At 48.3% G+C, this 25216-nt stretch carries 30 protein-coding genes, 1 pseudogene and 1 other annotated feature; all 31 genes and pseudogenes read right to left on the minus strand.

The genetic code is table 11. The annotated features are described in order from the left end of the window. Positions 1-27 precede the first annotated feature (27 nt). The 31 genes and pseudogenes from rplN to IEW48_RS06670 all read right to left on the minus strand — a co-directional run bounded on the left by rplN (position 28) and on the right by IEW48_RS06670 (position 25206). Positions 28-396, minus strand: a complete 369-nt coding sequence (gene rplN / locus IEW48_RS06520; RefSeq protein ID WP_007505917.1) for a 50S ribosomal protein L14 — start codon at positions 394-396, stop codon at positions 28-30. 52 nt (positions 397-448) lie between these two features. After that, complete coding sequence (gene rpsQ / locus IEW48_RS06525; RefSeq protein ID WP_188623095.1) at positions 449-712, minus strand: 30S ribosomal protein S17; 264 nt, start codon at positions 710-712, stop codon at positions 449-451. An 18-nt stretch (positions 713-730) separates the two neighbouring features. Further along, a complete protein-coding gene (rpmC, locus tag IEW48_RS06530; RefSeq protein ID WP_007505919.1) occupies positions 731-934 on the minus strand; it encodes a 50S ribosomal protein L29 in 204 nt (67 codons plus the stop codon). After that, entirely contained in the window at positions 924-1358 is a 435-nt protein-coding gene (gene rplP / locus IEW48_RS06535) for a 50S ribosomal protein L16 (protein WP_007505920.1), read from the minus strand. The genes rpmC and rplP overlap by 11 nt, the downstream gene beginning before the upstream one ends. A gap of 2 nt (positions 1359-1360) precedes the next feature. Further along, positions 1361-2020, minus strand: a complete 660-nt coding sequence (gene rpsC / locus IEW48_RS06540) for a 30S ribosomal protein S3 (protein ID WP_007505921.1) — start codon at positions 2018-2020, stop codon at positions 1361-1363. 3 nt (positions 2021-2023) lie between these two features. Beyond that, on the minus strand, positions 2024-2365 hold the full coding sequence (gene rplV / locus IEW48_RS06545; protein ID WP_007505922.1) for a 50S ribosomal protein L22: 342 nt from the start codon (positions 2363-2365) through the stop codon (positions 2024-2026). Positions 2366-2387: 22 nt separating this feature from the next. Then, positions 2388-2666: a 30S ribosomal protein S19 gene (rpsS, locus tag IEW48_RS06550; RefSeq protein ID WP_007505923.1), complete on the minus strand. Its 279-nt coding sequence runs from the start codon at positions 2664-2666 to the stop codon at positions 2388-2390. A gap of 39 nt (positions 2667-2705) precedes the next feature. Then, the gene (rplB, locus tag IEW48_RS06555) at positions 2706-3536 is read right to left on the minus strand and encodes a 50S ribosomal protein L2 (protein ID WP_007505924.1); all 831 of its coding nucleotides are present in this window, start codon (positions 3534-3536) and stop codon (positions 2706-2708) included. Between the two features lie 28 nt (positions 3537-3564). Then, positions 3565-3855 carry a 50S ribosomal protein L23 gene (rplW, locus tag IEW48_RS06560; RefSeq protein ID WP_007505925.1) on the minus strand — a complete coding sequence of 97 codons (291 nt, stop codon included), beginning with the start codon at positions 3853-3855 and terminating at the stop codon, positions 3565-3567. After that, a complete protein-coding gene (gene rplD / locus IEW48_RS06565; RefSeq protein ID WP_007505926.1) occupies positions 3855-4478 on the minus strand; it encodes a 50S ribosomal protein L4 in 624 nt (207 codons plus the stop codon). Before rplD ends, rplW begins: the two co-directional genes overlap by 1 nt. Positions 4479-4510: 32 nt before the next feature. Beyond that, positions 4511-5137 (minus strand): 50S ribosomal protein L3, encoded by a 627-nt coding sequence (gene rplC / locus IEW48_RS06570; RefSeq protein ID WP_007505927.1) that lies wholly within the window; start codon positions 5135-5137, stop codon positions 4511-4513. Between the two features lie 104 nt (positions 5138-5241). After that, positions 5242-5550, minus strand: a complete 309-nt coding sequence (rpsJ, locus tag IEW48_RS06575) for a 30S ribosomal protein S10 (protein ID WP_007505928.1) — start codon at positions 5548-5550, stop codon at positions 5242-5244. A gap of 386 nt (positions 5551-5936) precedes the next feature. After that, positions 5937-7127, minus strand: coding sequence for an elongation factor Tu (gene tuf / locus IEW48_RS06580; RefSeq protein ID WP_188623096.1), 1191 nt, complete (start codon positions 7125-7127; stop codon positions 5937-5939). A gap of 156 nt (positions 7128-7283) precedes the next feature. Further along, positions 7284-9359, minus strand: a complete 2076-nt coding sequence (gene fusA, locus IEW48_RS06585; protein WP_188623097.1) for an elongation factor G — start codon at positions 9357-9359, stop codon at positions 7284-7286. 35 nt (positions 9360-9394) lie between these two features. Continuing rightward, positions 9395-9865, minus strand: a complete 471-nt coding sequence (gene rpsG / locus IEW48_RS06590; RefSeq protein WP_042685906.1) for a 30S ribosomal protein S7 — start codon at positions 9863-9865, stop codon at positions 9395-9397. 130 nt (positions 9866-9995) lie between these two features. Next, a pseudogene (gene rpsL, locus IEW48_RS06595) lies at positions 9996-10360 on the minus strand (30S ribosomal protein S12). Between the two features lie 106 nt (positions 10361-10466). Continuing rightward, positions 10467-10715 (minus strand): 50S ribosomal protein L7ae-like protein, encoded by a 249-nt coding sequence (locus IEW48_RS06600; RefSeq protein ID WP_188623098.1) that lies wholly within the window; start codon positions 10713-10715, stop codon positions 10467-10469. Positions 10716-10789: 74 nt separating this feature from the next. Next, positions 10790-14434, minus strand: a complete 3645-nt coding sequence (gene rpoC / locus IEW48_RS06605; RefSeq protein WP_188623099.1) for a DNA-directed RNA polymerase subunit beta' — start codon at positions 14432-14434, stop codon at positions 10790-10792. A 61-nt stretch (positions 14435-14495) separates the two neighbouring features. Further along, complete coding sequence (gene rpoB, locus IEW48_RS06610) at positions 14496-18026, minus strand: DNA-directed RNA polymerase subunit beta (protein ID WP_188623100.1); 3531 nt, start codon at positions 18024-18026, stop codon at positions 14496-14498. A 254-nt stretch (positions 18027-18280) separates the two neighbouring features. Further along, the gene (locus IEW48_RS06615) at positions 18281-18886 is read right to left on the minus strand and encodes a class I SAM-dependent methyltransferase (RefSeq protein ID WP_188623101.1); all 606 of its coding nucleotides are present in this window, start codon (positions 18884-18886) and stop codon (positions 18281-18283) included. Positions 18887-18976: 90 nt separating this feature from the next. Then, positions 18977-19342, minus strand: a complete 366-nt coding sequence (rplL, locus tag IEW48_RS06620; RefSeq protein ID WP_007502216.1) for a 50S ribosomal protein L7/L12 — start codon at positions 19340-19342, stop codon at positions 18977-18979. A gap of 128 nt (positions 19343-19470) precedes the next feature. Beyond that, entirely contained in the window at positions 19471-19983 is a 513-nt protein-coding gene (gene rplJ, locus IEW48_RS06625; RefSeq protein WP_188623102.1) for a 50S ribosomal protein L10, read from the minus strand. A gap of 19 nt (positions 19984-20002) precedes the next feature. Beyond that, positions 20003-20154 (minus strand) — a sequence feature (ribosomal protein L10 leader region). Positions 20155-20225: 71 nt separating this feature from the next. Next, positions 20226-20921, minus strand: a complete 696-nt coding sequence (rplA, locus tag IEW48_RS06630; protein WP_007502214.1) for a 50S ribosomal protein L1 — start codon at positions 20919-20921, stop codon at positions 20226-20228. 118 nt (positions 20922-21039) lie between these two features. Continuing rightward, positions 21040-21465 carry a 50S ribosomal protein L11 gene (gene rplK, locus IEW48_RS06635; protein WP_007502213.1) on the minus strand — a complete coding sequence of 142 codons (426 nt, stop codon included), beginning with the start codon at positions 21463-21465 and terminating at the stop codon, positions 21040-21042. A 103-nt stretch (positions 21466-21568) separates the two neighbouring features. Next, positions 21569-22102, minus strand: coding sequence for a transcription termination/antitermination protein NusG (gene nusG, locus IEW48_RS06640; RefSeq protein ID WP_188623103.1), 534 nt, complete (start codon positions 22100-22102; stop codon positions 21569-21571). A 35-nt stretch (positions 22103-22137) separates the two neighbouring features. Continuing rightward, positions 22138-22353 carry a preprotein translocase subunit SecE gene (secE, locus tag IEW48_RS06645; RefSeq protein WP_188623104.1) on the minus strand — a complete coding sequence of 72 codons (216 nt, stop codon included), beginning with the start codon at positions 22351-22353 and terminating at the stop codon, positions 22138-22140. A gap of 39 nt (positions 22354-22392) precedes the next feature. Continuing rightward, on the minus strand, positions 22393-22542 hold the full coding sequence (rpmG, locus tag IEW48_RS06650) for a 50S ribosomal protein L33 (RefSeq protein ID WP_007502210.1): 150 nt from the start codon (positions 22540-22542) through the stop codon (positions 22393-22395). Positions 22543-22791: 249 nt separating this feature from the next. After that, entirely contained in the window at positions 22792-23448 is a 657-nt protein-coding gene (gene sigH, locus IEW48_RS06655) for an RNA polymerase sporulation sigma factor SigH (protein WP_042684049.1), read from the minus strand. Positions 23449-23518: 70 nt separating this feature from the next. Next, complete coding sequence (locus IEW48_RS06660; RefSeq protein ID WP_188623105.1) at positions 23519-24028, minus strand: NYN domain-containing protein; 510 nt, start codon at positions 24026-24028, stop codon at positions 23519-23521. Positions 24029-24040: 12 nt separating this feature from the next. Then, on the minus strand, positions 24041-24784 hold the full coding sequence (gene rlmB, locus IEW48_RS06665; protein ID WP_188623106.1) for a 23S rRNA (guanosine(2251)-2'-O)-methyltransferase RlmB: 744 nt from the start codon (positions 24782-24784) through the stop codon (positions 24041-24043). Then, positions 24781-25206 carry a Mini-ribonuclease 3 gene (locus IEW48_RS06670; RefSeq protein ID WP_276529772.1) on the minus strand — a complete coding sequence of 142 codons (426 nt, stop codon included), beginning with the start codon at positions 25204-25206 and terminating at the stop codon, positions 24781-24783. Before IEW48_RS06670 ends, rlmB begins: the two co-directional genes overlap by 4 nt. Between the last annotated feature and the right edge of the window lie 10 nt (positions 25207-25216).

A 25216-nucleotide genomic window follows, 5' to 3' on the forward strand; every position in this document is an offset into this window, starting at 1 on the left:
GTTCCATCCCTTTTATCGCTTTCTCACTTAAAGCACCTCAGGGGCAAGGGAAATAATTTTCATAAAGTCTTTGTCACGCAGCTCACGAGCCACTGGGCCGAAAATACGTGTGCCGCGGGGACTTTTATCATCACGTACGATGACGGCAGCATTTTCATCAAAGCGAATATAAGATCCGTCCTTGCGGCGAACACCTTTTTTGGAGCGCACAACGACTGCTTTGACCACATCACCTTTTTTAACAACGCCTCCGGGTGTTGCATCCTTCACCGAGCAGACAATCATATCTCCGATATTGGCATATTTGCGACCGGAACCACCAAGCACTTTGATGCACAAGAGTTCTCTTGCTCCGGTATTGTCAGCCACTTTCAAACGAGTCTCTTGTTGAATCATCCTAAGACCTCCTCTCTGCTAAGCCATTTCGTTAGGAAAGGCGAGTGAATCCTTAAATGATGACACCTTCTTCGACGATTTCAACCAGACGCCAACGCTTCTCTTTGGACAGCGGACGAGTTTCCATGATTTTTACAATGTCGCCCACTTTAGCCTGATTGTGTTCATCATGGGCTTTATATTTTTTAGTGTATTTCACACGCTTTTTGTACAGCGGGTGCATTTTGTACGTTTCAACAGCGACCGTAATGGTTTTGTCCATTTTATCACTGACGACTCTTCCGATTTGAACTTTGCGTCGATTACGTTCTGCCATCTTGCAACCCCCTTTCGATTATTTGGAGTTAATGCCCAGTTCCCTTTCGCGCAACACAGTTTTTGCTCGGGCAATGTCTTTGCGTACCTGACGAATGCGTGCCGTATTGTCCAGTTGTCCTGTTGCCAATTGAAAACGAAGGTTAAACAACTCTTCCTTTAAAGCAGCAATTTTTTGCTCGATTTCGGCCGTGGTCATGTTACGGAATTCGCTAGCTTTCATTGTGCTCACCACCCACACCTTCACGTTTGACAAACTTCGTTTTGATCGGAAGTTTGTGTGAGGCTAATCTTAAAGCTTCACGGGCAACTTCTTCAGGCACGCCGGCCAGTTCAAACATCACTTTGCCAGGTTTGACAACAGCAACCCATCCTTCCGGAGAACCTTTACCGGAACCCATGCGCACCTCCAACGGCTTCTTCGTGTAGGGCTTGGATGGGAAAATCTTGATCCATACCTTACCGCCACGTTTGATATAGCGTGTCATGGCCACACGGGCAGCTTCAATTTGGCGGTTGGTGATCCAGGCAGGCTCAAGAGCTTGCAAGCCGTATTCGCCGAAGGTAACTTCTGTGCCGCCTTTGGCGCGCCCTTTCATTCTGCCGCGATGCTCTTTACGGTATTTAACACGTTTCGGCATTAGCATGATTATTGACCTCCTTCCGCTCTCTTCTTTCTCTTTTGAGGCAGAACTTCTCCACGGTAAATCCATACTTTGACGCCAATTTTTCCGTAAGTGGTGTCCGCTTCAGCGGTACCATAGTCAATATCCGCACGCAAGGTATGCAATGGAACTGTTCCTTCGCTATAACCTTCACTGCGGGCGATGTCTGCACCACCCAAACGACCGCTCACCATCGTTTTGATCCCTTTAGCCCCGGCACGCATGGTGCGTTGAATCGCTTGTTTCATAGCCCGTCTGAAGGAGATCCGGTTTTCGATCTGACGGGCAATGTTTTCGGCCACGAGTTTAGCATCAAGATCAGGCTGCTTGATTTCGCTGATATTTAAATGAACCCGTTTGCCCGTCATTTTATTTAAAGCTTTTCTTAACGCTTCAACTTCGGAGCCGCCTTTACCGATCACCATTCCAGGCTTAGCCGTATGAATCGTAATGTTAACGCGGTTGGCTGCACGCTCAATTTCAATGGTAGAGACAGCCGCGTCTTTTAATCTCTCTTCAATGTAGTTGCGAATCTTAAGGTCTTCATGCAAGTAGTCGGCATATTCTTTCTCGGCATACCATCTAGATTCCCAGTCACGGATAATGCCGATTCTGAGGCCCTTTGGACTTACTTTTTGACCCACGCATTAACCCTCCTTCTTTTCAGTCAATACAACGGTAATGTGGCTCGTACGCTTATTTATCCTGCTTGCACGCCCCATGGCACGCGGGCGGAAGCGTTTCAAAGTCGGACCTTCGTCACAATAGATTTTGCTGATCACCAGATTGTCGGGATCCATGTTATAGTTATGCTCTGCATTGGCAACCGCCGATTTTAACAGTTTTTCCACCACCGGGGATGCTGCTTTGGGTGTGTGTCTTAAAATGGCGATTGCTTCTCCGACCTCTTTCCCCCGGATCAAGTCGATCACAAGGCGAACTTTGCGAGGAGCAATCCGCACGTATCTGGCTACTGCTCTTGCTTCCACGAGTCATAACCTCCCCTCATGCTTAGCGCTTCGTTTTCTTGTCGTCACCCGCATGGCCCTTAAATGTGCGGGTTGGCGCAAATTCTCCAAGCTTGTGGCCGACCATATCTTCTGTAATGTAAACCGGAACATGTTTGCGTCCATCATAAACGGCAATGGTGTGTCCGACAAACTCAGGAAAAATCGTAGAACGTCTGGACCAGGTTTTGATCACTTTCTTTTCGTTTTTTTCATTCAGCTCTTTAATCTTTTTCATTAAGTGGTCATCGACAAAAGGTCCTTTTTTTAAGCTGCGACCCATAGAAATGGTCCCTCCCTTCAAACACTGCTTTTTAAGTTCTTATTTTTTCCGACGGCGAATAATATACTTGTCAGACGGATGATTTTTCTTGCGTGTCTTATAACCCAGTGTTGGCTTGCCCCAAGGCGTCATTGGTGACTTCCGTCCAATTGGCGCTTTACCTTCACCACCACCATGCGGGTGATCAACCGGGTTCATGGCAGATCCACGCACAGTTGGACGTCTTCCCAGCCAACGGGCACGGCCTGCTTTACCAATGCGCACAAGCTCATGATCAACGTTACCCACTTGACCGATCGTGGCCCGGCATTCCTTGCGGATCATGCGCACTTCTCCTGAATTCAGGCGGACAATCGCATAATCTCCATCTCTACCAAGCAGCTGGGCTTCCGTACCAGCAGCACGAACCAGCTGGCCGCCTTTACCAGGCTTCAGTTCGATATTGTGAATCACCGTACCGACAGGAATGTTTTCCAAAGGCAAGGCATTGCCCACTTTAATGTCCGCTTGCGGGCCAGATTCAATGATGTCACCTACTTTTAGCCCTTTGGGATGAATAATATAGCGCTTTTCACCATCGAAATAGTGAATAAGAGCAATGTTTGCTGAACGGTTAGGATCATATTCAATGGTAGCCACTCGGCCGGGAATGCCATCTTTATCCCGTTTGAAGTCAATAATCCGGTATTTGCGTTTATGACCACCGCCTCTGTGACGAGTGGTAATCCGCCCTTGGTTGTTGCGTCCCGCTTTTTTGGTTAACGGGGCTAGCAAGGATTTTTCAGGCTGGTCGGTCGTAATCTCTTCAAATGTGGAAACGGTCATGTTACGGCGACCAGGGGAAGTTGGTTTGTATTTTTTTATACCCATCCTTAAGTCCTCCTTTCATCTTGTTGACTTAAGCACCTTCAAAGAACTCTAATGGTTTGCTGTCCTCAGAGAGCTGGACAATCGCTTTTTTACGGCGAGGTGTAAACCCGCTGAACCGACCAAAACGCTTCGGTTTTTTCTTCATATTAATGGTGTTCACCTTGACTACTTTAACGTCAAAAATTTGCTCCACAGCTTTCTTAATTTCCGTCTTGTTAGCTTTAACGTCCACTTCAAACACGTATTTTTTTTGTTCCATCAAATCAGTGGAGCGCTCAGTAATGATCGGCCGCTTAATAATGTCGCGAGGGTCTTTCATTATTGAAACACCTCCTCCACTTTGGCTACCGCATCCTTAGTGATGATCAAGGTGTCGTGGGCTAAAACATCCAGCACATTAATGCCTTCGGCGGTGACAAATGTGACACCCGGAATGTTGCGGCTGGATAAAGCGACGTTGTCATCATAGTTATCAGTCACAATTAACGCTTTGCGGTTCACATCTAAATTTTTGAGGATGTTGACCATTTCTTTTGTTTTGGGTTTCTCCAGCGTCAACTGGTCCAACACCTTGATTTCATCGTTTTTCACTTTGGATGACAGAGCCGATTTAATTGCTAAGCGGCGAACTTTTTTCGGAAGTTTATAGCCGTACTTGCGCGGTGTAGGCCCAAACACAACGCCACCGCCAACCCATTGCGGCGCGCGGATGGAACCGTGACGGGCACGTCCAGTCCCTTTTTGTCTCCAGGGTTTGCGTCCACCGCCCCGAACAGCAGCACGGTTTTTAGTGGCATGTGTGCCGGCTCTCATGGAGGCGCGCTGCATTACAACTGCATCATGAAGCACATATTGGTTAGGCTCAATGCCAAAAACACTGTCTGCCAGTTCAATCTCACCGACTATAGAGCCGTTTTGATTGTATAGGGTTACTTTAGGCATGATGTTTCCTCCTTTCATCCGAACATTAACCATTATGCCTTGACAGAAGACCGAACCATGACATAGCTGTTTTTAGGCCCGGGCACGGAACCTTTCACCAACAGCAGGTTACGTTCAGGATCCACTTTAATCACTTTAAGTTTTTGAATGGTCACCCGGTCACCGCCCATGCGTCCAGGTAATGGACGACCTTTGAAAACACGCATCGGATCGATAGCACCCAAGGAACCAGGACCGCGGTGATAACGGGAACCGTGTGACATTGGTCCGCGGGAAAATCCATGGCGTTTAATTGCACCTTGGAATCCTTTCCCCTTAGATGTCCCAGTCACATCTACATATTCTCCGTCTTTAAAAATATCGACTTTCACTTCCTGACCAACTTCATATTGATCTAAATCTACGCCACGAATTTCTTTAATGTAGCGCTTAGGTGTAGTGTTTGCTTTAGCAGCATGCCCTCTTTCGGGACGGTTGGCACGGTGTGCCTTTTTATCTTCGAACCCAAGCTGAATGGCTTCGTAGCCGTCATTTTCCTGGGTTTTCTTTTGCATGACCACACACGGACCAGCTTGGATAACCGTTACAGGAATAAGCGTCCCGTCTTCTGCAAACACTTGGGTCATGCCCAGTTTTTTACCTAAGATACCCTTGGTCATGAAGTCCACCTCCTAATCATATTCTCAGCTCTTATTTTACTCGCTTGTGTGAACCATTTCCTATCAGTCGTCTTTATATCTATCCGCCGCTTTTAACGGATATGTTACAATTTGATTTCAATATCAACACCGCTCGGCAGATCCAGGCGCATCAGAGAATCTACGGTTTGCGGCGTGGGATTTAAAATGTCAATCAAACGCTTGTGAGTTCTCATTTCGAATTGCTCACGGGAATCTTTGTACTTGTGCACAGCACGCAAAATGGTGTAGACCGTTTTTTCAGTCGGCAGCGGAATCGGGCCGGAAACCTCAGCTCCGGAACGCTTGGCCGTGTCTACGATTTTCTCTGCAGACTGATCCAGAATTCTGTGATCATAAGCTTTCAAGCGGATTCTGATTTTTTGTTTTGCCATTTTTGTCCCTCCTTTTCGCCCAATTTAAAATCAGACCTACTCTGCAGAAATTATCCGACACCTCCCATGGCAAAGGGGCCGGGTGTGTCGGTAACCTCCTGCTTCATCGCACCCTTAAAAACCAACAAATCTTATTATACCGAATGATTAAAGGGGACGCAAGCAAAAATCCAAGCTTCTCCTGTCTGGCACTTGACTATCTTATAATAAATAAAAGTAAAATGCAAGGCACAACTCTTTTGGGGGACTTGGAAGATACAGGGTATAAGCAGATCAGGATATGAAAATAAACCATGATAACACAATATGTCTCACAAAAAAGAGGCTATTGGCCGGATCACCAATAGCCTCTTTAATTTTACGCTATTTCAGACTTGTGTCTGCAATTACTCAATGATTTCAGTAACGGCACCGGCACCTACAGTGCGTCCACCTTCACGGATCGCAAAGCGAGTACCGTCTTCAATAGCGATCGGAGAGATCAATTCAACTTCCATTTCTACGTTGTCCCCAGGCATAACCATTTCTACGCCTTCGGGCAACTTGATGATGCCGGTTACGTCAGTGGTGCGGAAGTAGAATTGAGGACGGTAGTTAGAGAAGAATGGAGTGTGACGTCCACCTTCTTCCTTGCTCAACACGTAAACTTGGCATTTGAATTTTTTGTGTGCTTTTACGGTGCCGGGTTTAATCAATACTTGGCCGCGCTCTACTTCATCACGGTTGACACCACGCAACAGGGCACCGATGTTGTCACCAGCTTGAGCTTCGTCAAGAATTTTACGGAACATCTCTACACCGGTAACAGTGGTTTTCTTAGGCTCATCTCTCAAACCAAGAATTTCTACTTCGTCACCCACTTTAACAACACCGCGCTCAACACGGCCAGTAGCAACGGTTCCGCGGCCAGTGATGGAGAACACGTCCTCAACCGGCATCAGGAACGGTTTATCCACATCACGTTCAGGTGTCGGGATATATTCGTCTACAGCATCCATTAATTCAAGGATTTTTTGAGCCCATTCACCAGTAGGATCTTCCAGTGCTTTTAAAGCAGATCCTTTAATGACAGGCACGTTGTCCCCGTCGAATTCGTATTCGTTGAGCAGGTCACGCACTTCCATTTCAACAAGCTCCAGCAATTCTTCGTCGTCAACCATATCACATTTGTTCAGGAAGACAACGATAGCAGGTACGCCGACCTGACGGGACAACAGAATGTGCTCACGAGTTTGGGGCATCGGGCCGTCGGCAGCAGATACAACCAGGATGGCACCGTCCATTTGAGCAGCACCGGTGATCATGTTTTTAACATAGTCAGCGTGACCCGGGCAGTCTACGTGAGCATAGTGACGTTTGTCTGTTTCATACTCAACGTGTGCAGTAGAAATGGTGATTCCGCGCTCGCGCTCTTCAGGTGCTTTGTCGATGGCATCATAGGCTTGAGCTTGAGCTTTACCGGTTTGAGCCAATACAGTGGTAATGGCAGCAGTTAAGGTTGTTTTACCATGGTCAACGTGACCAATCGTACCAACGTTGACGTGCGGCTTGGTACGTTCGAACTTTTCTTTAGCCATTATGATGTTCCTCCTTTAATTAAGAGAATTATTTTTTAAGTTTTTAAGTATGGGATTTTATAGGAGTTAAGAAAGGATTCATCACCATGTGGTGATCCAGCTGAATCCTTTCTTAGCTTACAACATGATAACTGGGCTTGACAATAGCTGTGCCTGTTATGCTTTTGATTTTTCCACAATGGCATCAGCAATGTTCTTGGGTGCCTCTTCGTAGTGATCAAAGACCATCGTGTATGTGCCGCGCCCTTGTGTTTTGGAACGCAATGTGGTAGCATAGCCAAACATTTCAGACAAGGGCACCATCGCTCTGATCACCTGGGCGTTGCCGCGAGTATCCATTCCTTCTACCCGTCCGCGGCGGGCGTTAATGTCACCCATGACATCACCCATGTATTCTTCAGGCACAACGACTTCCACTTTCATAATGGGTTCGAGCAAAACAGGATTACATTTTTTAGCTGCTTCTTTCAAAGCCATGGAAGCGGCGATTTTGAAGGCCATCTCACTGGAGTCCACATCATGGTAACTTCCATCAAAGAGTGTAGCCCTCAAGTCAACCATAGGATAACCGGCTAACACACCGTTTTGCATTGCCTCTTCAATACCTTGCTGTACGGCAGGAATGTACTCTTTAGGCACAACCCCACCAACAATTTTGTTGACGAATTCGAAGCCTTGTCCTCTCTCAAGCGGTTCAAATTCAATCCAAACGTGGCCGTATTGACCGCGTCCACCAGACTGACGGATGAACTTGCCTTCCACTTTAGCTGATGTGGTAAAGGTTTCTTTATAGGCCACTTGCGGATTCCCGACATTGGCCTCAACTTTAAACTCCCGCTTGAGACGGTCGACAATGATATCCAAGTGCAGCTCGCCCATACCGGCAATCGTGGTTTGGCCGGTTTCTTCATCGGTTTCGGTACGGAATGTGGGGTCTTCTTCGGCCAGCTTAGCCAAAGCAATGGCCATCTTTTCTTGGTCCGCCTTGGTCTTAGGCTCAATCGCCAGTTTAATGACGGGCTCTGGGAAGGTCATGGACTCCAGGATAACCGGATTTTTCTCATCACACAATGTATCCCCTGTTGTCGTATCTTTCAACCCCACAGCAGCGGCAATGTCTCCGGCGTAAACTTCGGAGATTTCTTCGCGGTGGTTGGCATGCATTTGCAGGATACGCCCAATCCGCTCCCGTTTGCCCTTCGTGGAGTTAAGCACGTAAGAACCAGATTTCAGCGTACCAGAGTAAACACGGAAGAACGTCAATTTACCCACATAAGGATCGGACATGATTTTGAAAGCTAAAGCAGCGAAAGGTGCGTTGTCATCAGCCTCACGGGTCACCTCCTCCTTGCTGTCCGGCAGCTCCCCTTTAATGGCCGGAATATCCAGCGGAGAAGGCAGATAATCAACAACACCATCTAACAAGAGTTGTACCCCTTTATTCTTATAAGAGGAACCACAGAACACGGGATAAAACTCCAGGTTACATGTCCCCTTGCGTAATGCCGCTTTGATTTCTTCAACCGTCAGCTCTTCACCTTCAAGATATTTCATCATTAATTCTTCATCGGTTTCAGCTACGGTTTCAAGCAGGTAGGTGCGCCATTCTTCAGCTAATTCCTTATACTCGTCGGGGATCTCACGGGCCTCACTGCGTGTACCCAGATCATCCAGGTAGTAGTAGGCTTTCATAATGACTAAGTCAATAATCCCCTGAAAGGTATCTTCTGCTCCGATGGGAAGCTGAACAGGAACAGGCTTAGCTTGCAGGCGCTCCTCCAAACTTTTGACAGACGCCAGAAAATCGGCACCTACAGCGTCCATTTTATTGACATAGACAATGCGGGGCACATGATAGGTGGTCGCCTGGCGCCAAACCGTCTCCGTTTGCGGTTCAACACCGCTTTTAGCATCCAGAATAGCGACCGCTCCATCTAATACGCGCAGGGAGCGTTCAACTTCAACGGTGAAATCGACGTGCCCAGGTGTATCGATAATATTGATCCGGTGACCCTTCCATTGCGCAGTGGTGGCAGCAGAGGTGATCGTAATCCCGCGCTCTTGTTCTTGTTCCATCCAGTCCATTGTTGCCGCACCCTCATGAACTTCTCCGATTTTGTGTGTGCGGCCGGTATAGAACAAGATGCGCTCGGTCGTGGTTGTTTTCCCTGCGTCAATATGGGCCATAATCCCGATATTGCGCGTCTTTTCTAAGGAGAACTCCCTAGGCATACCTTCTTCTCCTTTCTGAACAATGTAGCCTCAACTTACCAGCGATAGTGGGCAAAAGCTCGGTTGGCTTCAGCCATTTTATGCGTATCTTCACGTTTCTTAACCGCAGCACCCGTGTTATTCGCTGCATCAATAATTTCGGCAGCCAAGCGTTCCTCCATGGTTTTCTCCCCGCGCAGACGGGCATAGTTGACAATCCAGCGCAAACCTAAAGAAATGCGTCGTTCAGGGCGCACTTCAACTGGCACTTGATAGTTGGCACCACCCACACGGCGCGCTTTAACTTCCAAAACAGGCATCACATTCTTTAACGCCTGCTCAAAGACTTCCATCGGGTCTTTACCTGTGCGCTCACGGACAATATCGAAGGCACGGTAAAGAATACGTTCAGCTTTCCCTTTTTTCCCGTCTTTCATAATGCGGTTGATTAAGCGGGTAACCAGTTTGCTGTTATAGATTGGATCAGGTAGTACGTCTCGGCGTGGCACAGGACCTTTGCGAGGCATCGTGTCTCCCTCCTTTTTGACCATTTTTGTGTTGGATAGCAGCGGCTTAAGCCGCGCCATCCGATCCTTCTCACCTTTGTCGTGATTCCTTTGTCTTTTAACCTATCAGCTGGATAATCAATCAATGCTCTTATTTCTTCGGACGCTTCGTTCCGTATTTGGAACGGCCTTGTTTGCGGTCTTGAACACCAGCAGTATCCAAAGCCCCGCGAATAACACAACGCTGTGCTCCTGCAAGTTGTGGCCGATACCAGGGATATATGCGGTAACCTCAATGCCGTTGGTTAAACGTACACGGGCATACTTACGCAGAGCAGAGTTTGGTTTTTTAGGCGTCATGGTGCCTACACGTGTACATACCCCGCGCTTTTGAGGTGAACTCAAGTCAATTTGTTCTTTGCGGAAACTGTTGTAACCTTTTTGCAAAGCAGGTGATTTGGACTTGGTCACTTTTACTTTACGACCTTTGCGTACGAGCTGGTTAATTGTTGGCATATTTACACCTCCTTCCAATTCATGCACACAGATCCGGGTGGTTCATCCTGGATAAAAGTAAAGTTTTTGTTCAGGCACAATGGCCTGAACAAAAACATGCTGTCCATTACTTTTCGATGACCACACTGCTTGCGCCAACATCAATGCCGCACACTTTGCCAAGTTTGCGCATGGAATCAACATAACTCACGGGGACTTGATGGTTTTCACACGCCGCTTTGATACGGGAAATCAACTGTGGGTCAGCATCTTGGGCGATGATCACCTCTTTGGCTTCTCCCCGCTCAACCGCTTTTAACGTTTGCTTTAAACCCACTTTCACTTTTTGTGCCTGCTTCACTTTTTCATAAGACATAAGCATCCTCCAAAGCGACAGGACTTTCTGACACACAGTTGATATAATATCATCCTCGACTTTGCCTGTCAATATCATTTTTCCACGGCAACAGGTTCATCCTGGTTCACTTCGGGTGTTTGCTTTTCCTGATCTTTAGCTTTTTGTTGCTCCTCCGCATGAACCACTTTGGTCAAGCGGTATCGGGCCATGCCCGTGCCAGCCGGAATCAGCTTGCCGATGATCACATTCTCTTTCAAGCCCAAGAGCGGATCACGTTTTCCTTTGATCGCTGCATCAGTCAAGACACGCGTCGTTTCCTGGAAGGAAGCAGCGGACAGGAAGGAGTCCGTTTCAAGGGATGCTTTGGTAATGCCCAGCAGAACGGGCCTTGCAGTGGCCGGACGCCCGCCTTGGGCAAACATTTTGGTATTCGCATCTTCATACTCGTGGACATCAATCATGGCTCCCGGAAGGAGATCCGTATCGCCCGGGTCGATGACCCGCACTTTGCGCAGCATCTGGCGGACCATCACTTCAATATGTTTGTCGCCGATCTCAACCCCTTGCATGCGGTACACTTTTTGGACCTCTTTCAAGAGATAGGTTTGCACGCCCCGTACACCTTGTACTTTAAGCAGTTCCTTCGGATCAACGGAACCTTCGGTCAAGTCTTGACCGGCGACTACTTTGTCACCAACACTCACCTTGAGGCGGGAACCGTACGGGACAGGATAACTGCGTGCTTCCACTTCACCTTGGACCACAATTTCACGGTGGTCTTTCACTTCTTTGATCTCGATCACTTCACCGTCCACTTCAGAGATTACCGCTTGACCTTTTGGATTACGGGCCTCAAACAACTCTTGCACCCGGGGCAAACCTTGGGTAATGTCATCGCCGGCAACACCACCCGTGTGGAAGGTGCGCATGGTCAGCTGAGTACCTGGTTCACCGATGGACTGGGCAGCAATAATACCCACAGCCTCACCGATTTCAACCAAGTTTCCAGTGGCCAGGTTGCGTCCGTAACACTTCTGACAAACGCCGTGTCTTGTGCGGCAAGTAAAGACGCTGCGAATCCGTACTTTGGTAATGCCGGCCTGTTCAATTTTGGCGGCAATATCCTCTGTTATCATTTCATTGGGACGAACCAGCACTTCGCCGGTTTCCGGATGCTTCACCGTCTCAAAAGCCAAGCGGCCCACAATCCGTTCAGTGAGCGATTCGATCACTTCCCGGCCGTCTTGCAAGGCGGTGACATCCACACCCTGGTCTGTTCCGCAATCGGCTTCGCGCACAATCACATCCTGGGCCACATCGACCAGTCGGCGTGTCAGGTAACCGGAGTCTGCTGTCTTCAACGCCGTATCAGCCAACCCTTTGCGAGCCCCGTGGGTGGAGATAAAGTACTCCAACACGGTGAGCCCTTCCCGGAAGCTGGACTTAATCGGCAACTCAATAATCCGCCCAGAGGGGTTGGCCATTAAACCGCGCATACCGGCCAGCTGGGTGAAGTTAGAGGCGTTACCCCGCGCACCGGAATCTGCCATCATATAGATCGGGTTGAGCGGATCCAGAGATTTCATCAACTTCTCTTGAATCTCATCTTTTGCTTTGCTCCAGATCGCGATCACTTTGTCATAACGTTCTTCCTCGGTGATTAAACCGCGCCGGAACTGTTTAGTGACCACGGCTACCTCTTTTTCAGCCCGTTCCAGAATTTCTTTCTTTTCTTCTAAAACGACGATATCGGCCATGCCAATCGTAATGCCAGCTTTGGTTGAGTAAGAGAAGCCCAGATCTTTCAAGCGGTCCAGCATTTTGGATGTTTCAGTGATCTGGTAGCGTTTGAACACCTCGGCGATAATATCGCCCAAAAACCCTTTCTTAAAGGGCTGAACAAGGGGCATGCTGGCGATTTTTTCTTTGACATTGACACCCTTGTCATAGATAAAGTATTTGTCAGGTGTGTTCTTTTGCAAGTTCTCTTTGGTCGGTTCATTAATGTACGGGAATGACTTGGGTAAAATTTCGTTAAAGATGATTTTACCCACCGTCGTAATCAGCAAGGCGTTTTTCTGTTTTTCAGTAAAGGAATCTTTGTTCAGCGAACCTGCTTTGATGGCGATCCGGGTGTGCAGATGAACATAGCCGTTCTGGTAAGCCGAGATCGCTTCAGCGGGACTGTGGAAAATACTCCCTTCCCCGATAGCCCCCGCTCTCTCCATGCTGATGTAATAGTTGCCCAGTACCATATCCTGTGACGGTGTCACGACGGGTTTACCATCTTTAGGATTCAAAATATTTTGGGCCGCCAGCATCAAAATGCGGGCTTCAGCCTGGGCTTCGGCCGATAAGGGCACATGCACCGCCATCTGGTCGCCATCAAAATCGGCGTTGTAGGCCGTACACACCAGCGGGTGCAGTTTAATGGCCCGGCCTTCAACCAGGACGGGTTCAAAGGCCTGGATGCCCAAGCGGTGCAGAGTTGGCGCGCGGTTTAACAGCACGGGATGCTCTTTGATGACATCTTCCAAAACATCCCATACTTCAGGATTGACGCGCTCCACCTTGCGCTTGGCGCTCTTGATGTTGTGGGCAATTTCACGGCGGACAAGCTCCTTCATCACGAAGGGCTTAAACAACTCCAACGCCATCTCTTTGGGCAAACCGCACTGATACATTTTCAACTGCGGACCCACCACAATCACGGAACGGCCGGAATAGTCCACACGTTTACCCAACAGATTTTGACGGAAACGCCCTTGCTTACCCTTTAACATATGGCTTAATGATTTCAAGGGGCGGTTTCCTGGTCCGGTTACCGGCCGGCCCCGGCGGCCATTGTCGATCAGGGCATCAACCGCTTCTTGCAGCATCCGTTTTTCGTTTTGGACAATGATCTCCGGAGCGCCAAGATCCAAAAGGCGCTTTAAGCGGTTGTTACGGTTAATCACCCGGCGGTACAAGTCATTCAAGTCAGAGGTGGCGAAACGGCCACCGTCCAGCTGGACCATGGGGCGCAGCTCAGGCGGAATGACCGGCAAGACATCCAAAATCATCCACGACGGATGATTACCTGAGTTTCTAAAAGCTTCCAGAACCTCCAAGCGCTTAATCGCACGGTTGCGGCGCTGGCCCTGGGCTGTCTTTAGTTCTTCCTTCAACATCTCTACTTCTTTATCGAGGTCCAGATCTAAAAGTAGCTCCTTAATCGCTTCAGCTCCCATCCCTGCTTTGAACGCCTGGCCGTATTTTTCACGGTAACTGCGGTATTCCTTTTCGGATAACAACTGTTTCTTCTCTAAAGGTGTTTCACCGGGATCAATCACGACATAAGAAGCAAAGTAAATGACCTCTTCCAGAGCCCGGGGGCTCATATCCAGCGTTAAACCCATGCGGCTCGGAATGCCTTTGAAATACCAAATATGGGAGACTGGGGCGGCCAGTTCAATATGCCCCATTCTCTCACGCCGTACTTTGGAACGTGTCACCTCTACGCCACAACGGTCACAGACAACTCCTTTGTAACGGACACGTTTGTACTTACCGCAGTGGCACTCCCAATCTTTGGTAGGACCAAAAATTTTCTCGCAAAACAGGCCTTCTTTTTCCGGCTTCAAAGTGCGGTAGTTGATGGTTTCCGGTTTTTTCACTTCCCCGTAAGACCAGGAGCGAATCTTGTCCGGTGACGCCAATCCAATTTGCATATACTCAAAATTATTAACGTCGATCAAGGAGCATACCTCCCACGTTTGTCAGGTTTAGTCAGATGGTCCTTTACCGGCAAGAAGCCTCTTATTTCGCTTCCTGCGCTCCAGCGTTAGCCTGATTGCTCTCCCCTTGGTCTTCATCTTCGTCAAATTCCAGCATGTTGATCTCCTTCTGGTCGGAGGAGAGGATTTTCACATCCATACCCAAGCTTTGCAGTTCTTTGATTAAGACCTTAAATGATTCAGGCACGCCAGGTTCAGGCACATTTTCTCCTTTGACGACGGCTTCATATGTTTTGACACGGCCGATCACATCGTCGGACTTAACGGTCAAAATTTCTTGCAAGGTGTAGGCCGCACCGTACGCTTCAAGCGCCCATACTTCCATCTCACCAAAACGCTGTCCCCCAAACTGGGCTTTACCACCCAGGGGTTGCTGGGTAACCAGCGAATAGGGGCCGGTGGAGCGGGCGTGAATTTTGTCATCGACCATGTGGGCCAGTTTAAGCATGTACATGATGCCGACTGAAACACGGTTGTCAAATGGCTCGCCTGTTCTTCCGTCATACAAAATTGTCTTTCCGTCTTTCTCCATCCCCGCCTCTTCCATGATGCTCCATAAATCTTCCTCATTGGCACCGTCAAAGACCGGGCTGGCAATGTATTCACCAAGCAGTTTCCCCGCCATGCCAAGATGCAGCTCCATCACCTGGCCGATGTTCATCCGTGAGGGAACCCCCAGCGGATTCAGCATGACATCCAGGGGTGTACCGTCAGGCAGATAAGGCATGTCTTCCACTGGCAGGATACGGGCAATCACCCCTTTGTTACCGTGACGGCCAGCCATCTTGTCCCCTTCAGCGATTTTCCGTTTCTGGGCAACATATACGCGTACAAGCTGATTAACGCCTGGAGGCAGTTCATCCCCATTTTCCCGGGTAAACACTTTCACATCCAAGACGATACCTGAACCTCCATGAGGGACACGCAGGGAAGTATCCCGCACTTCCCGGGCTTTTTCACCAAAAATGGCATGCAGCAGACGCTCTTCAGCCGTCAGCTCGGTCACTCCTTTGGGGGTTACTTTGCCGACCAGAATATCTCCGTCCTTAATCTCTGCTCCGATGCGCACGATCCCCCGCTCATCCAGATTCTTCAAGGCATCTTCACCCACGTTGGGAATGTCACGGGTGATCTCTTCCGGTCCCAGCTTGGTATCCCGGGCTTCAGACTCATATTCTTCAATGTGAATAGAGGTATAGACATCCTCTTTAACCAAACGTTCACTTAAGATGACCGCATCCTCAAAGTTGTATCCTTCCCAGGTCATAAAGCCGACCAGCACGTTTTGCCCCAGGGCCAGCTCTCCCTTTTCCATGGAAGGACCGTCAGCGATGATGTCCCCCTTTTCCACCCTGTCTCCTTCCCGGACAATGGGACGCTGGTTATAGCACGTACCCTGGTTGGAACGCACAAATTTTAACAGCTTATATTTATCCAACTCTCCCTTTACTTCCTGTCCGTCCACGTTTTCAATACGGCGGACCCAAATCTCTCTGGCCGTAACCCGCTCCACAATACCTGAGTGTTTGGCGATGACCGCAGCTCCGGAATCTCGGGCAGCTTTATACTCCATCCCTGTGCCCACAATGGGGGCGCGGGGCTTTAACAGTGGCACAGCTTGACGCTGCATGTTCGCACCCATTAAAGCCCGGTTGGAGTCATCGTTCTCCAAGAACGGAATACAAGCTGCCGCAACAGAGACCACCTGTTTAGGTGAAACGTCCATATAATCGACGCGGTCCTTGGACACAGTTAATATTTCCTCTTTATAACGGGCCACAATCTCATCGGATATAAAGTTTCCTTCTTCGTCAAGAGGGGCGTTGGCCTGGGCAATCACATAGTTGTCTTCTTCGTCCGCTGTCAGATATTCAATTTCGTTAGTGACCCGGTGAGTTTCAGGGTCCACTTTGCGATAGGGCGTTTCAATAAAGCCGTACTCATTGATACGGGCATAGGTAGACAAAGAGTTAATCAAACCAATGTTCGGCCCTTCAGGTGTCTCAATTGGACACATCCGCCCATAGTGGGAGTGGTGAACGTCGCGCACTTCAAAGCCGGCCCGCTCCCTGGTCAAACCACCGGGGCCGAGGGCAGACAAACGGCGTTTATGGGTTAACTCCGCCAACGGGTTGGTTTGATCCATGAACTGGGACAACTGGGAGCTGCCAAAAAACTCCTTGACAGCAGCAATAACCGGGCGAATATTGATCAAGGCCTGCGGTGTGATTGCACTGACATCCTGGATGGACATGCGCTCACGAACCACACGTTCCATGCGGGCCAAACCGATGCGGAACTGGTTTTGCAACAGTTCGCCAACAGAGCGCAAACGGCGGTTACCCAGGTGGTCAATATCATCAGTGTTACCAATGCCGTGCAGCAAGTTGATAAAATAGCTGATCGAAGCAATAATGTCAGCAGGCGTGATATGCTTCACTTTTTTATCAACCGGTCCGTTGGCAATGATGCGCACGATTTCGCCGCTTTCATCTTCCCGGGGTGAAAACACGTCAATGGTTTGCACAGTGATCTCATCTTCAATGACGCCACCGTAAGGCTTATATTTGCGCATACCAATTCCCTTTTCCAAATAGGGCATGATGCGGTCCAGCGTGCGCCGGTCAATCAGCTGGCCTGCTTCAGCTATAATTTCCCCTGTTTCCGGATCCACCAGGGTTTCAGCCAAACGCTGGTTAAACAGCCGGTTTTTAATGTGCAGTTTTTTATTGATTTTATAACGTCCCACACTGGCCAGATCATAGCGCTTGGGATCAAAGAAGCGGGATTCCAGCAAGCTTTTGGCATTTTCCACCGTAGGCGGTTCACCGGGGCGCAAGCGCTCATAGATTTCGATCAGCGCCTTTTCAGTGGAATCGGTATTATCCTTTTCCAGCGTTTGACGCAGATAAGGGTCTTCTCCTAAAAGGTTGATAATCTCATGATCGCTGCCAAAGCCAAGCGCACGGAGCAACACAGTAACAGGAAGCTTCCGTGTTCTGTCAATGCGCACATAGATCACGTCTTTGGCGTCGGTCTCAAACTCAAGCCAGGCCCCGCGGTTGGGGATCACCGTGGCCGTGTAGCCCACTTTGCCGTTCTTATCCACTTTTTCACTGAAGTAGACACTAGGTGAGCGCACCAGCTGGCTGACAATGACACGCTCCGCTCCGTTGATAATAAAAGTGCCTGTTTCCGTCATGAGCGGGAAGTCGCCCATGAACACATCCTGTTCTTTAACCTCACCCGTTTCTTTATTGATTAAACGCACCTTAACGCGCAAAGGTGCGGCATAAGTCACATCACGCTCTTTTGCTTCGTCTACGGTATATTTGGGTTCTCCTAAGCTATAATCGATAAACTCCAAGACGAGGTTTCCTGCAAAATCTTCAATGGGGGATATTTCGTCGAACAACTCTTTTAATCCTTCTTCCAAAAACCAGCGATAAGAGGAATGCTGAACTTCAATCAGGTTGGGAAGATCCAGAACCTCCTTGATGCGCGCAAAACTCCTTCTTTGGCGGTAACGTCCGCATTGAACAAGCTGAGCCATCTTTTCACCCCTCATTGTAAGTAATCTCCAAAACACAAAAAAGGATCAGCTTACAGCTTAAGAGACCCCTGATTGACAGACATGCTCTATTCTATTAGCTTGCCCCAAAAAAATAACGTTCATACCTTTTTGAGGATAACCACTTGACAAATGGAAAAAAAGGTGTTCTTTTTGACCATACTATATTTCGCATTTTATAACAATAACATAATTTAAATGGACAGTCAATGGTTTATGTTAACGATGTTTTCCTTTTAAACGGATGATTTAATGGCCTTAATGATACGGTACCCCTTCTTTTTCTCTACTTCGTCCACTTGTTCGAAAAGACTCTCCAGTTTTTTAACTGCTGAAGGAGCCCCCTGCTTCTTTTGCACAACGATCCACAATACGCCTCCAGGCTTGAGTGCCTCATAACTTTCTTCAAACAACCTGAATACTGTCGCTTTGCCGGCCCGGATGGGCGGATTGGACAAAATCGCATCAAACGGATATTGCTTGACAGCTTGCAAGAGATCGCTCTCTTTGACCATCACGTTGTCAATGTGATTAAGACGGGCATTCTTTCTTGCCAACTTGACGGCTCGGCAGTTAATATCGACCATGAACACCTGGCGCCGGTCTGATTCCTTGGCTACCGCTAACCCGATGGGACCATAACCGCAACCTACGTCCGCAATGCGTCCCTCCTTAGGGAGCTCAGCCGTTTCAACCAACAGGCGGGTCCCAAAGTCGACCTTCTTTTTGGAAAATACACCCCGGTCCGTATACAGGCGCAACGCCTGTCCCCTTAAAGTCACCTCGATCAAGGCCAGTTGATGGCCCACCTCAGGGTTTTGGGTATAGTAATGCTCTGTCATTTCGTCAAGCCACTCCCTTTTGCTTTGAAGGCATACAACTGTTGTTACTTGCAAAAAACCCGCTGTTAAACACAGCGGGTTTACATGCGTTTATTTCAGTTCAACAGTTGCACCGGCTTCTTCAAGTTTGGACTTGATTTCTTCAGCTTCTTCTTTGGATACACCTTCTTTGATTGGCTTCGGTGCTTCGTCAACAAGGGCTTTTGCTTCTTTCAAGCCAAGGCCTGTAATTTCACGAACCACCTTGATAACGTTAATCTTGGAGCCACCGGCATTAGCCAGGATAACGTCAAATTCAGTTTGCTCTTCTTGAGCAGCACCTGCTGCGGCAGCACCAGCAACAGCAACTGGAGCAGCAGCTTCAACACCGAATTCTTCCTCAATGGCTTTAACCAATTCATTTAATTCAAGCACAGTCATTTCTTTTAACGCATCAATAATTTGTTCTTTCGTCATGACAACTTCCTCCTTAGTTTGATTTTTATGCTTGGGTCGAACTCAACTTCATATCTGTATACAATCACAGGTCCGGCATCAGACTAACCTGCTTGAAAACTGCCTCTTTCCGTTTTTCCGTAAGAGGTTTATGCCTCCGCTTGCCCGCCTGCTTCTTCTTTCTTTTCAGCCACAGCTTTAACCACAAGGGCAAAGTTGCGGACAGGTGCCTGCAGCACGCTGAGCAACATAGCCAGCAATCCTTCGCGAGACGGCAGGTCAGCTAATTCTTCTACTTTCTCTTTGGTGACGATTTGCCCTTCCACCACACCAGCTTTGATTTCCAGCTCTTCATGATCCTTGGCAAACTTATGCAAAATTTTTGCTGCCGCAATCGCATCCTCAGGGCTGAAAGCCATTGCGGTCGGACCAACCAGATATTGATCCAGTTCGGTTAAATCTATGGCTTGTGTCGCCCGGCGGGCCAAGGTGTTTTTATACACTTTAAGCTCACAGCCGGCTTCCCTTAACTGTTTGCGCAATTCAGTGACAGCCGCCACATCAAGACCACGGTAATCAACTAAAATCGTCCCTTTAGACTCGCGCAATTTGGTGGCAATATCTTCAACAATCTGCTTCTTTTGCTCCAGTGCTGTTCCCATGCTCACACCTCCTGATCGATAACTAAACAAAAAAATCCTTCGCCTGTAGACAGACGAAGGATAGGATTTCTCTTGGGGCTATCCGCAAATTGAAGAAACCTGACCCACGCCTCGGAAGGATATTAAGCCCAGCAGGGCACCTTCTGTCTACGGCATGTCTAAGCATGTGCTATTTAATTGGACACAAGTAAGATGGTATCACTTCAGGTGACAAAAGTCAAGTTCATCTTAAACGATTTATATTAACCGGCAAATTTCGCCGTGTTCACACGAATGCCAGGACCCATCGTTGAACTGAGTGACACATTGCGCAGATAGGTTCCTTTGGCGGCAGCAGGCTTCGCTTTAATCAAAGCTTCCATTACGGTGTTAATATTGTCGACCAGTTTGGCCGTATCAAAGGAGACTTTGCCAACCGGAACATGTACGTTGCCAGCCTTATCTACGCGGTACTCAATTTTACCGGATTTAATTTCTTCAACAGCTTTGGCCACTTCAAACGTAACCGTACCCGTTTTAGGGTTGGGCATTAAACCTTTCGGACCCAGAATCCGCCCCAGCTTACCGACTTGGGCCATCATATCGGGAGTGGCTACAACCACATCAAAATCAAACCAACCCTGGCTGACTTTATTGATCAAATCTTCATCGCCTACATAGTCCGCCCCAGCTTGTTCCGCTTCCTTGGCTTTTTCACCTTTGGCAAAAACAAGCACACGCGGCGTTTTGCCTGTGCCATGGGGCAGGACAACGGCTCCGCGGACTTGTTGGTCAGCTTTTTTAGGATCGACACCCAATCTTACAGCCAATTCTACCGTTTCGTCAAATTTTGCTGGAGCTACTTTTTTGACCAATTCAACGGCTTCTTCCAAATCATATGCTTTTTCCTTGTCTATCAGCTTGACAGCTTCTTGATACTTCTTGCCTCGTTTTGCCATCTTCCATCCTCCTTAGTGGTAATAGCGGATTAACCTCCCACGTCATTCAAGCCAGATGAGGCAGGCTGCCAAGCACAGGAGCAAACGCCACCCCCAGCCAGCCTGCCTCTCGCCTGCCTCAGTCTTCAATCACGATCCCCATGCTGCGTGCTGTTCCTTCGATCATGCGCATCGCAGCCTCAATATTAGCAGCATTCAAGTCAGGCATCTTCATTTCGGCAATTTCACGGACCTTGTCCCGCTTAATCGTGGCCACTTTTGTTTTATTCGGTTCACCTGAGCCTGACTCAATACCAGCAGCTTTCTTTAAAAGAACTGCGGCAGGCGGCGTTTTAGTAACAAAAGTAAAGGAACGGTCTTCATATACCGTAATCTCAACCGGAATGATTAACCCCGCTTTATCTTGCGTTTGGGCATTAAACTCTTTGCAGAACCCCATGATGTTAATCCCGGCCTGACCCAAGGCAGGACCAACAGGCGGTGCAGGGTTTGCCTTGCCAGCGGGGATCTGCAGTTTAACGACTTTGATCACTTTTTTAGCCACAACAAACACCTCCTTATCCCTAGAACACATAAAAGTTAACATAACTCTCGTGAACTTTCAATCTTTTTCCCCAAAAATATGAGCGACGGACAACTGGAAAATCTTACACTTTTTCCACGTTGGCAAAGTCAAGCTCAACAGGCGTTTCCCGTCCGAACATATTGACCCTGACTTTCACTTTTTGCTTTTCGTTGGAAATTTCCTCGATGGTGCCGATAAAATTAGCAAACGGGCCCTCTTTTACTTTTACGTTATCTCCCACCTGGAAGTCAACTTTGACTTTCGACTCGTGAATGCCCATCTGCTTCAACAGGGCGTCTACCTCTTCCGGCAACAGGGGAGTGGGCTTGGAACCACCGCCATAGGAACCGATAAACCCAGTGACCCCAGGAGTATTGCGCACAACATACCAGGAGTCATCGGTCATGATCATCTCCACGAGTACATAGCCCGGAAACTTCTTCTTCATGACCTTTTTCCTTTGACCGTCTTTAATTTCGGTCGTTTCCTCCTGGGGAACAAGGACACGGAAAATTTTATCGGACATGTTCATGGTTTCCACACGCATTTCTAAATTCTTTTTGACCTTATTTTCATAGCCGGCATACGTATGCACCACATACCATCTTTTTTCCATTATGAGTCGGACGTGTGTCCAATCCTCCCTTTGGATTAGTTGCCAAAGAATAGCCGCAGCAAGCTAGAAAGCCCCAAATCAATAATCGCAAAGTAAACCGTCATAAAGGCCACGGTCACTACAACGACAGTCGTATAGCTGATCATTTCTTTACGGTTGGGCCAGCGTACCTTTTTTAATTCTAACCAACAATCGCGGAAAAAAATACCAGTTTTCTTAAATCCATTGCCGATTCTAGCCAGGAAGCCCATAGTGCCACCCCCAATTTCATATCCTCTTACTGCGCTGGTCTATTTCGTCTCACGATGCAAGGTGTGTGCATTGCAAAACTTGCAATACTTCTTCAGTTCGATACGCTCTGTGTTCGTCCGCTTATTTTTTTCGGTTGTGTAGTTCCGTTGTTGACACTGGGTACATGCCAAAGTCACCGTGACACGCATCAGGCACTGCCTCCTCTCATAACAACGTCACAATCTATTTTATAGAGAACAGCCTAGGTTTCTAGACAAACAAAAAATGCATGCAAAGACATGCCTACCAACATACTTTATCACAGCTTAGCCTCACATGTCAATTTAAGCCCTGAACATTTTTAAGTTGCGTATAACACTAAATGTGGTTCCAGACAAGGTCAATGTGAAACAATAAAAAAACACCAAACACAGGAACTCCTGCCTGGTGTTGAGGGATTACGCATTTTCTTCCCGGACCTGAAGGTATCGTTCAAGCTTGCGCTTCACCCGTTGTAATGCATTATCAATCGATTTAACGTGACGGTTCAGGTCTACAGCGATTTCCTGATACGACCGGCCATCTAAATAGAGCATGAGCACCCGGCGTTCCAAATCGCTTAAAATCTCACTCATCTTGACTTCAATATCATCAAATTCTTCCTGATTGATGATTAACTCTTCCGGATCCGATACCCTTGTGCCAGACAAAACATCCATTAGCGTCCGGTCTGACTCATCGTCATAAATAGGCTTGTCCAGTGAAACATAGGAGTTGAGGGGAATATGTTTTTGGCGGGTAGCGGTTTTAATGGCTGTAATGATCTGCCGGGTGATGCACAATTCAGCAAAGGCTTTAAATGAGGTCAGCTTGTCCTCTTTATAATCACGGATGGACTTGTACAGGCCGATCATACCTTCTTGAAAGATGTCTTCCCGGTCAGCACCGATCAAAAAGTAGGAGCGGGCTTTGGCCCGAACAAAGCTTTTATATTTATTGATCAGGTATTCAAGCGCCCTAAGGTCCCCTTGCTTAACCAGTTCCACCACTTCTTCGTCAGGTAGTTGTTCGTAGTCAGGTGCTTTGTTTTCCTTTTCCTGGCACTGTGCGCGCAACGCGATCCCTCCGAGCCCTTGTGTGTGTATGACTATTATACCGAAGCCCGTAAACCGCGTCAACACAAGGCTAGCCTTCTCTTCTCCACTTTTCAAAAATTTCTGCCATCTCCTTTGTAAGCGGAAATTTTGATTTGGGCTTATGCTGATATTTGTCTTGGACGTCTTGGCGGATCCTGGCCTCCACATGATTCAGCTCGGTTAACAGCTCCCGGGCCGATTTGCGCAGAGCTCCTTCACCAAAGACAATGCGCTGCTCCGTGTAATCAGAGGTGGCCACATAAATTTGGCGTTGAACACGCCTTAAGCGCCGCACCAATTTTTCAATACATTCATCGGCCGTTTCTTTTTCCTTGGTGAAAATCACCTCAATGTTACGTTCCCTGTACACCTTGCCAATTCCAGGAACCAGATGGGCATCAAAAACGACATAGACTTTTGTTCCTGTATAACCCTGATAATCAGCCAGTTTATCCAGCAGCCAATCGCGGGCATCTTCCAAACGATTCCGGTCAAAGGGGAGCATGTCTTTCGCAGCGCCAATCACGTTATATCCATCCACAATCAAGATTTCCTCCACACGCCATCCCTCCTACGAGACTGGATGGCGCTGACGGTAAACTTCAAACATTAAGACAGAGGCGGCCACAGAGGCATTTAGCGAGCTTACCCGGCCAGCCAGCGGAATCTTAACATGATAGTCACATTTTTCACGGACCAGGCGGCTGATGCCTTTGCCTTCATTACCAATCACCACAGCCACCGGCACGGTAAAGTCAGCCTGGCGGAAGTCCTGTTGGGCATCCGTTGCTGTGCCACACACCCAAATATGCCTGGTTTTTAATTCTTCAATCGTCTGAGCCAAATTGGTCACCCTGGTGACCGGTACATAGTGAATAGCTCCAGCTGAAGTTTTGGCCACAGTGGCCGTCAAACCGGCCGACCGCCGCTTAGGGATAATCACGCCGTGGGCGCCGGTGGCATCCGCCGTCCGCAAGATGGAACCCAGGTTATGGGGGTCTTCGATGCCATCCAAAATGAGGAAAAAGGGCGGTTCATTCCGCTCCGCTGCCCGCTTGAACAAGGTGTCTAGCTCTGCGTATGTATAAGCCGCCACAAAGGCAAGAACACCTTGGTGCGCCATTTCTCCCGTCACTTGGTCGATTTTCTTCCGGGGCACTTGCTGAACCACAACACCCTGTTCCTTGGCCTGACGAATCAACTCTGTCAGCCCGGCCCCCTTACTTTCCTTGGCTATCCATAGCTTGTTCAGGGGATGCCGGGCCCGCAAAGCTTCTAACACCGGATTTTTTCCTGCGATCCATTCCTGCTTCACAATGCATTTTCATTCCCTTCTATAATGGCATAAGCCTGTTGAATCAAGGTCTCCAGCCGCTGTATGCGCTGCTTTAAATATAAATAACCAATCAAGCTTTCAAAGGCGGTTCCCAAACGATAGGTGGCCAGATCAGTATGCTTGGGGACCGTGCGCACCTTGGCATTTCGTCCCCTCCTGACAATGTCTAGTTCTTCCTCCGTCAGCACGTTCTCCTCCAGCCAGCAGCTTAACACTTTGGCCTGTGCTTTGGCCGATACATAACGGGTCGCCGCCTGATGCAGGCGGTAGGTTTGTGTTTTCCCCAGTTCTAACAGGTGTACACGGACGTACACCTCATACACGGCATCCCCCACATAGGCCAAGGTTAAACCATTATACAAATGGGGGGAGTGGGGGAGTTTGGGCATAAAGGGTCTCATCTTTCATCCA

This window comes from Caldalkalibacillus thermarum (assembly GCF_014644735.1).
GTDB lineage: Bacteria > Bacillota > Bacilli > Caldalkalibacillales > Caldalkalibacillaceae > Caldalkalibacillus > Caldalkalibacillus thermarum.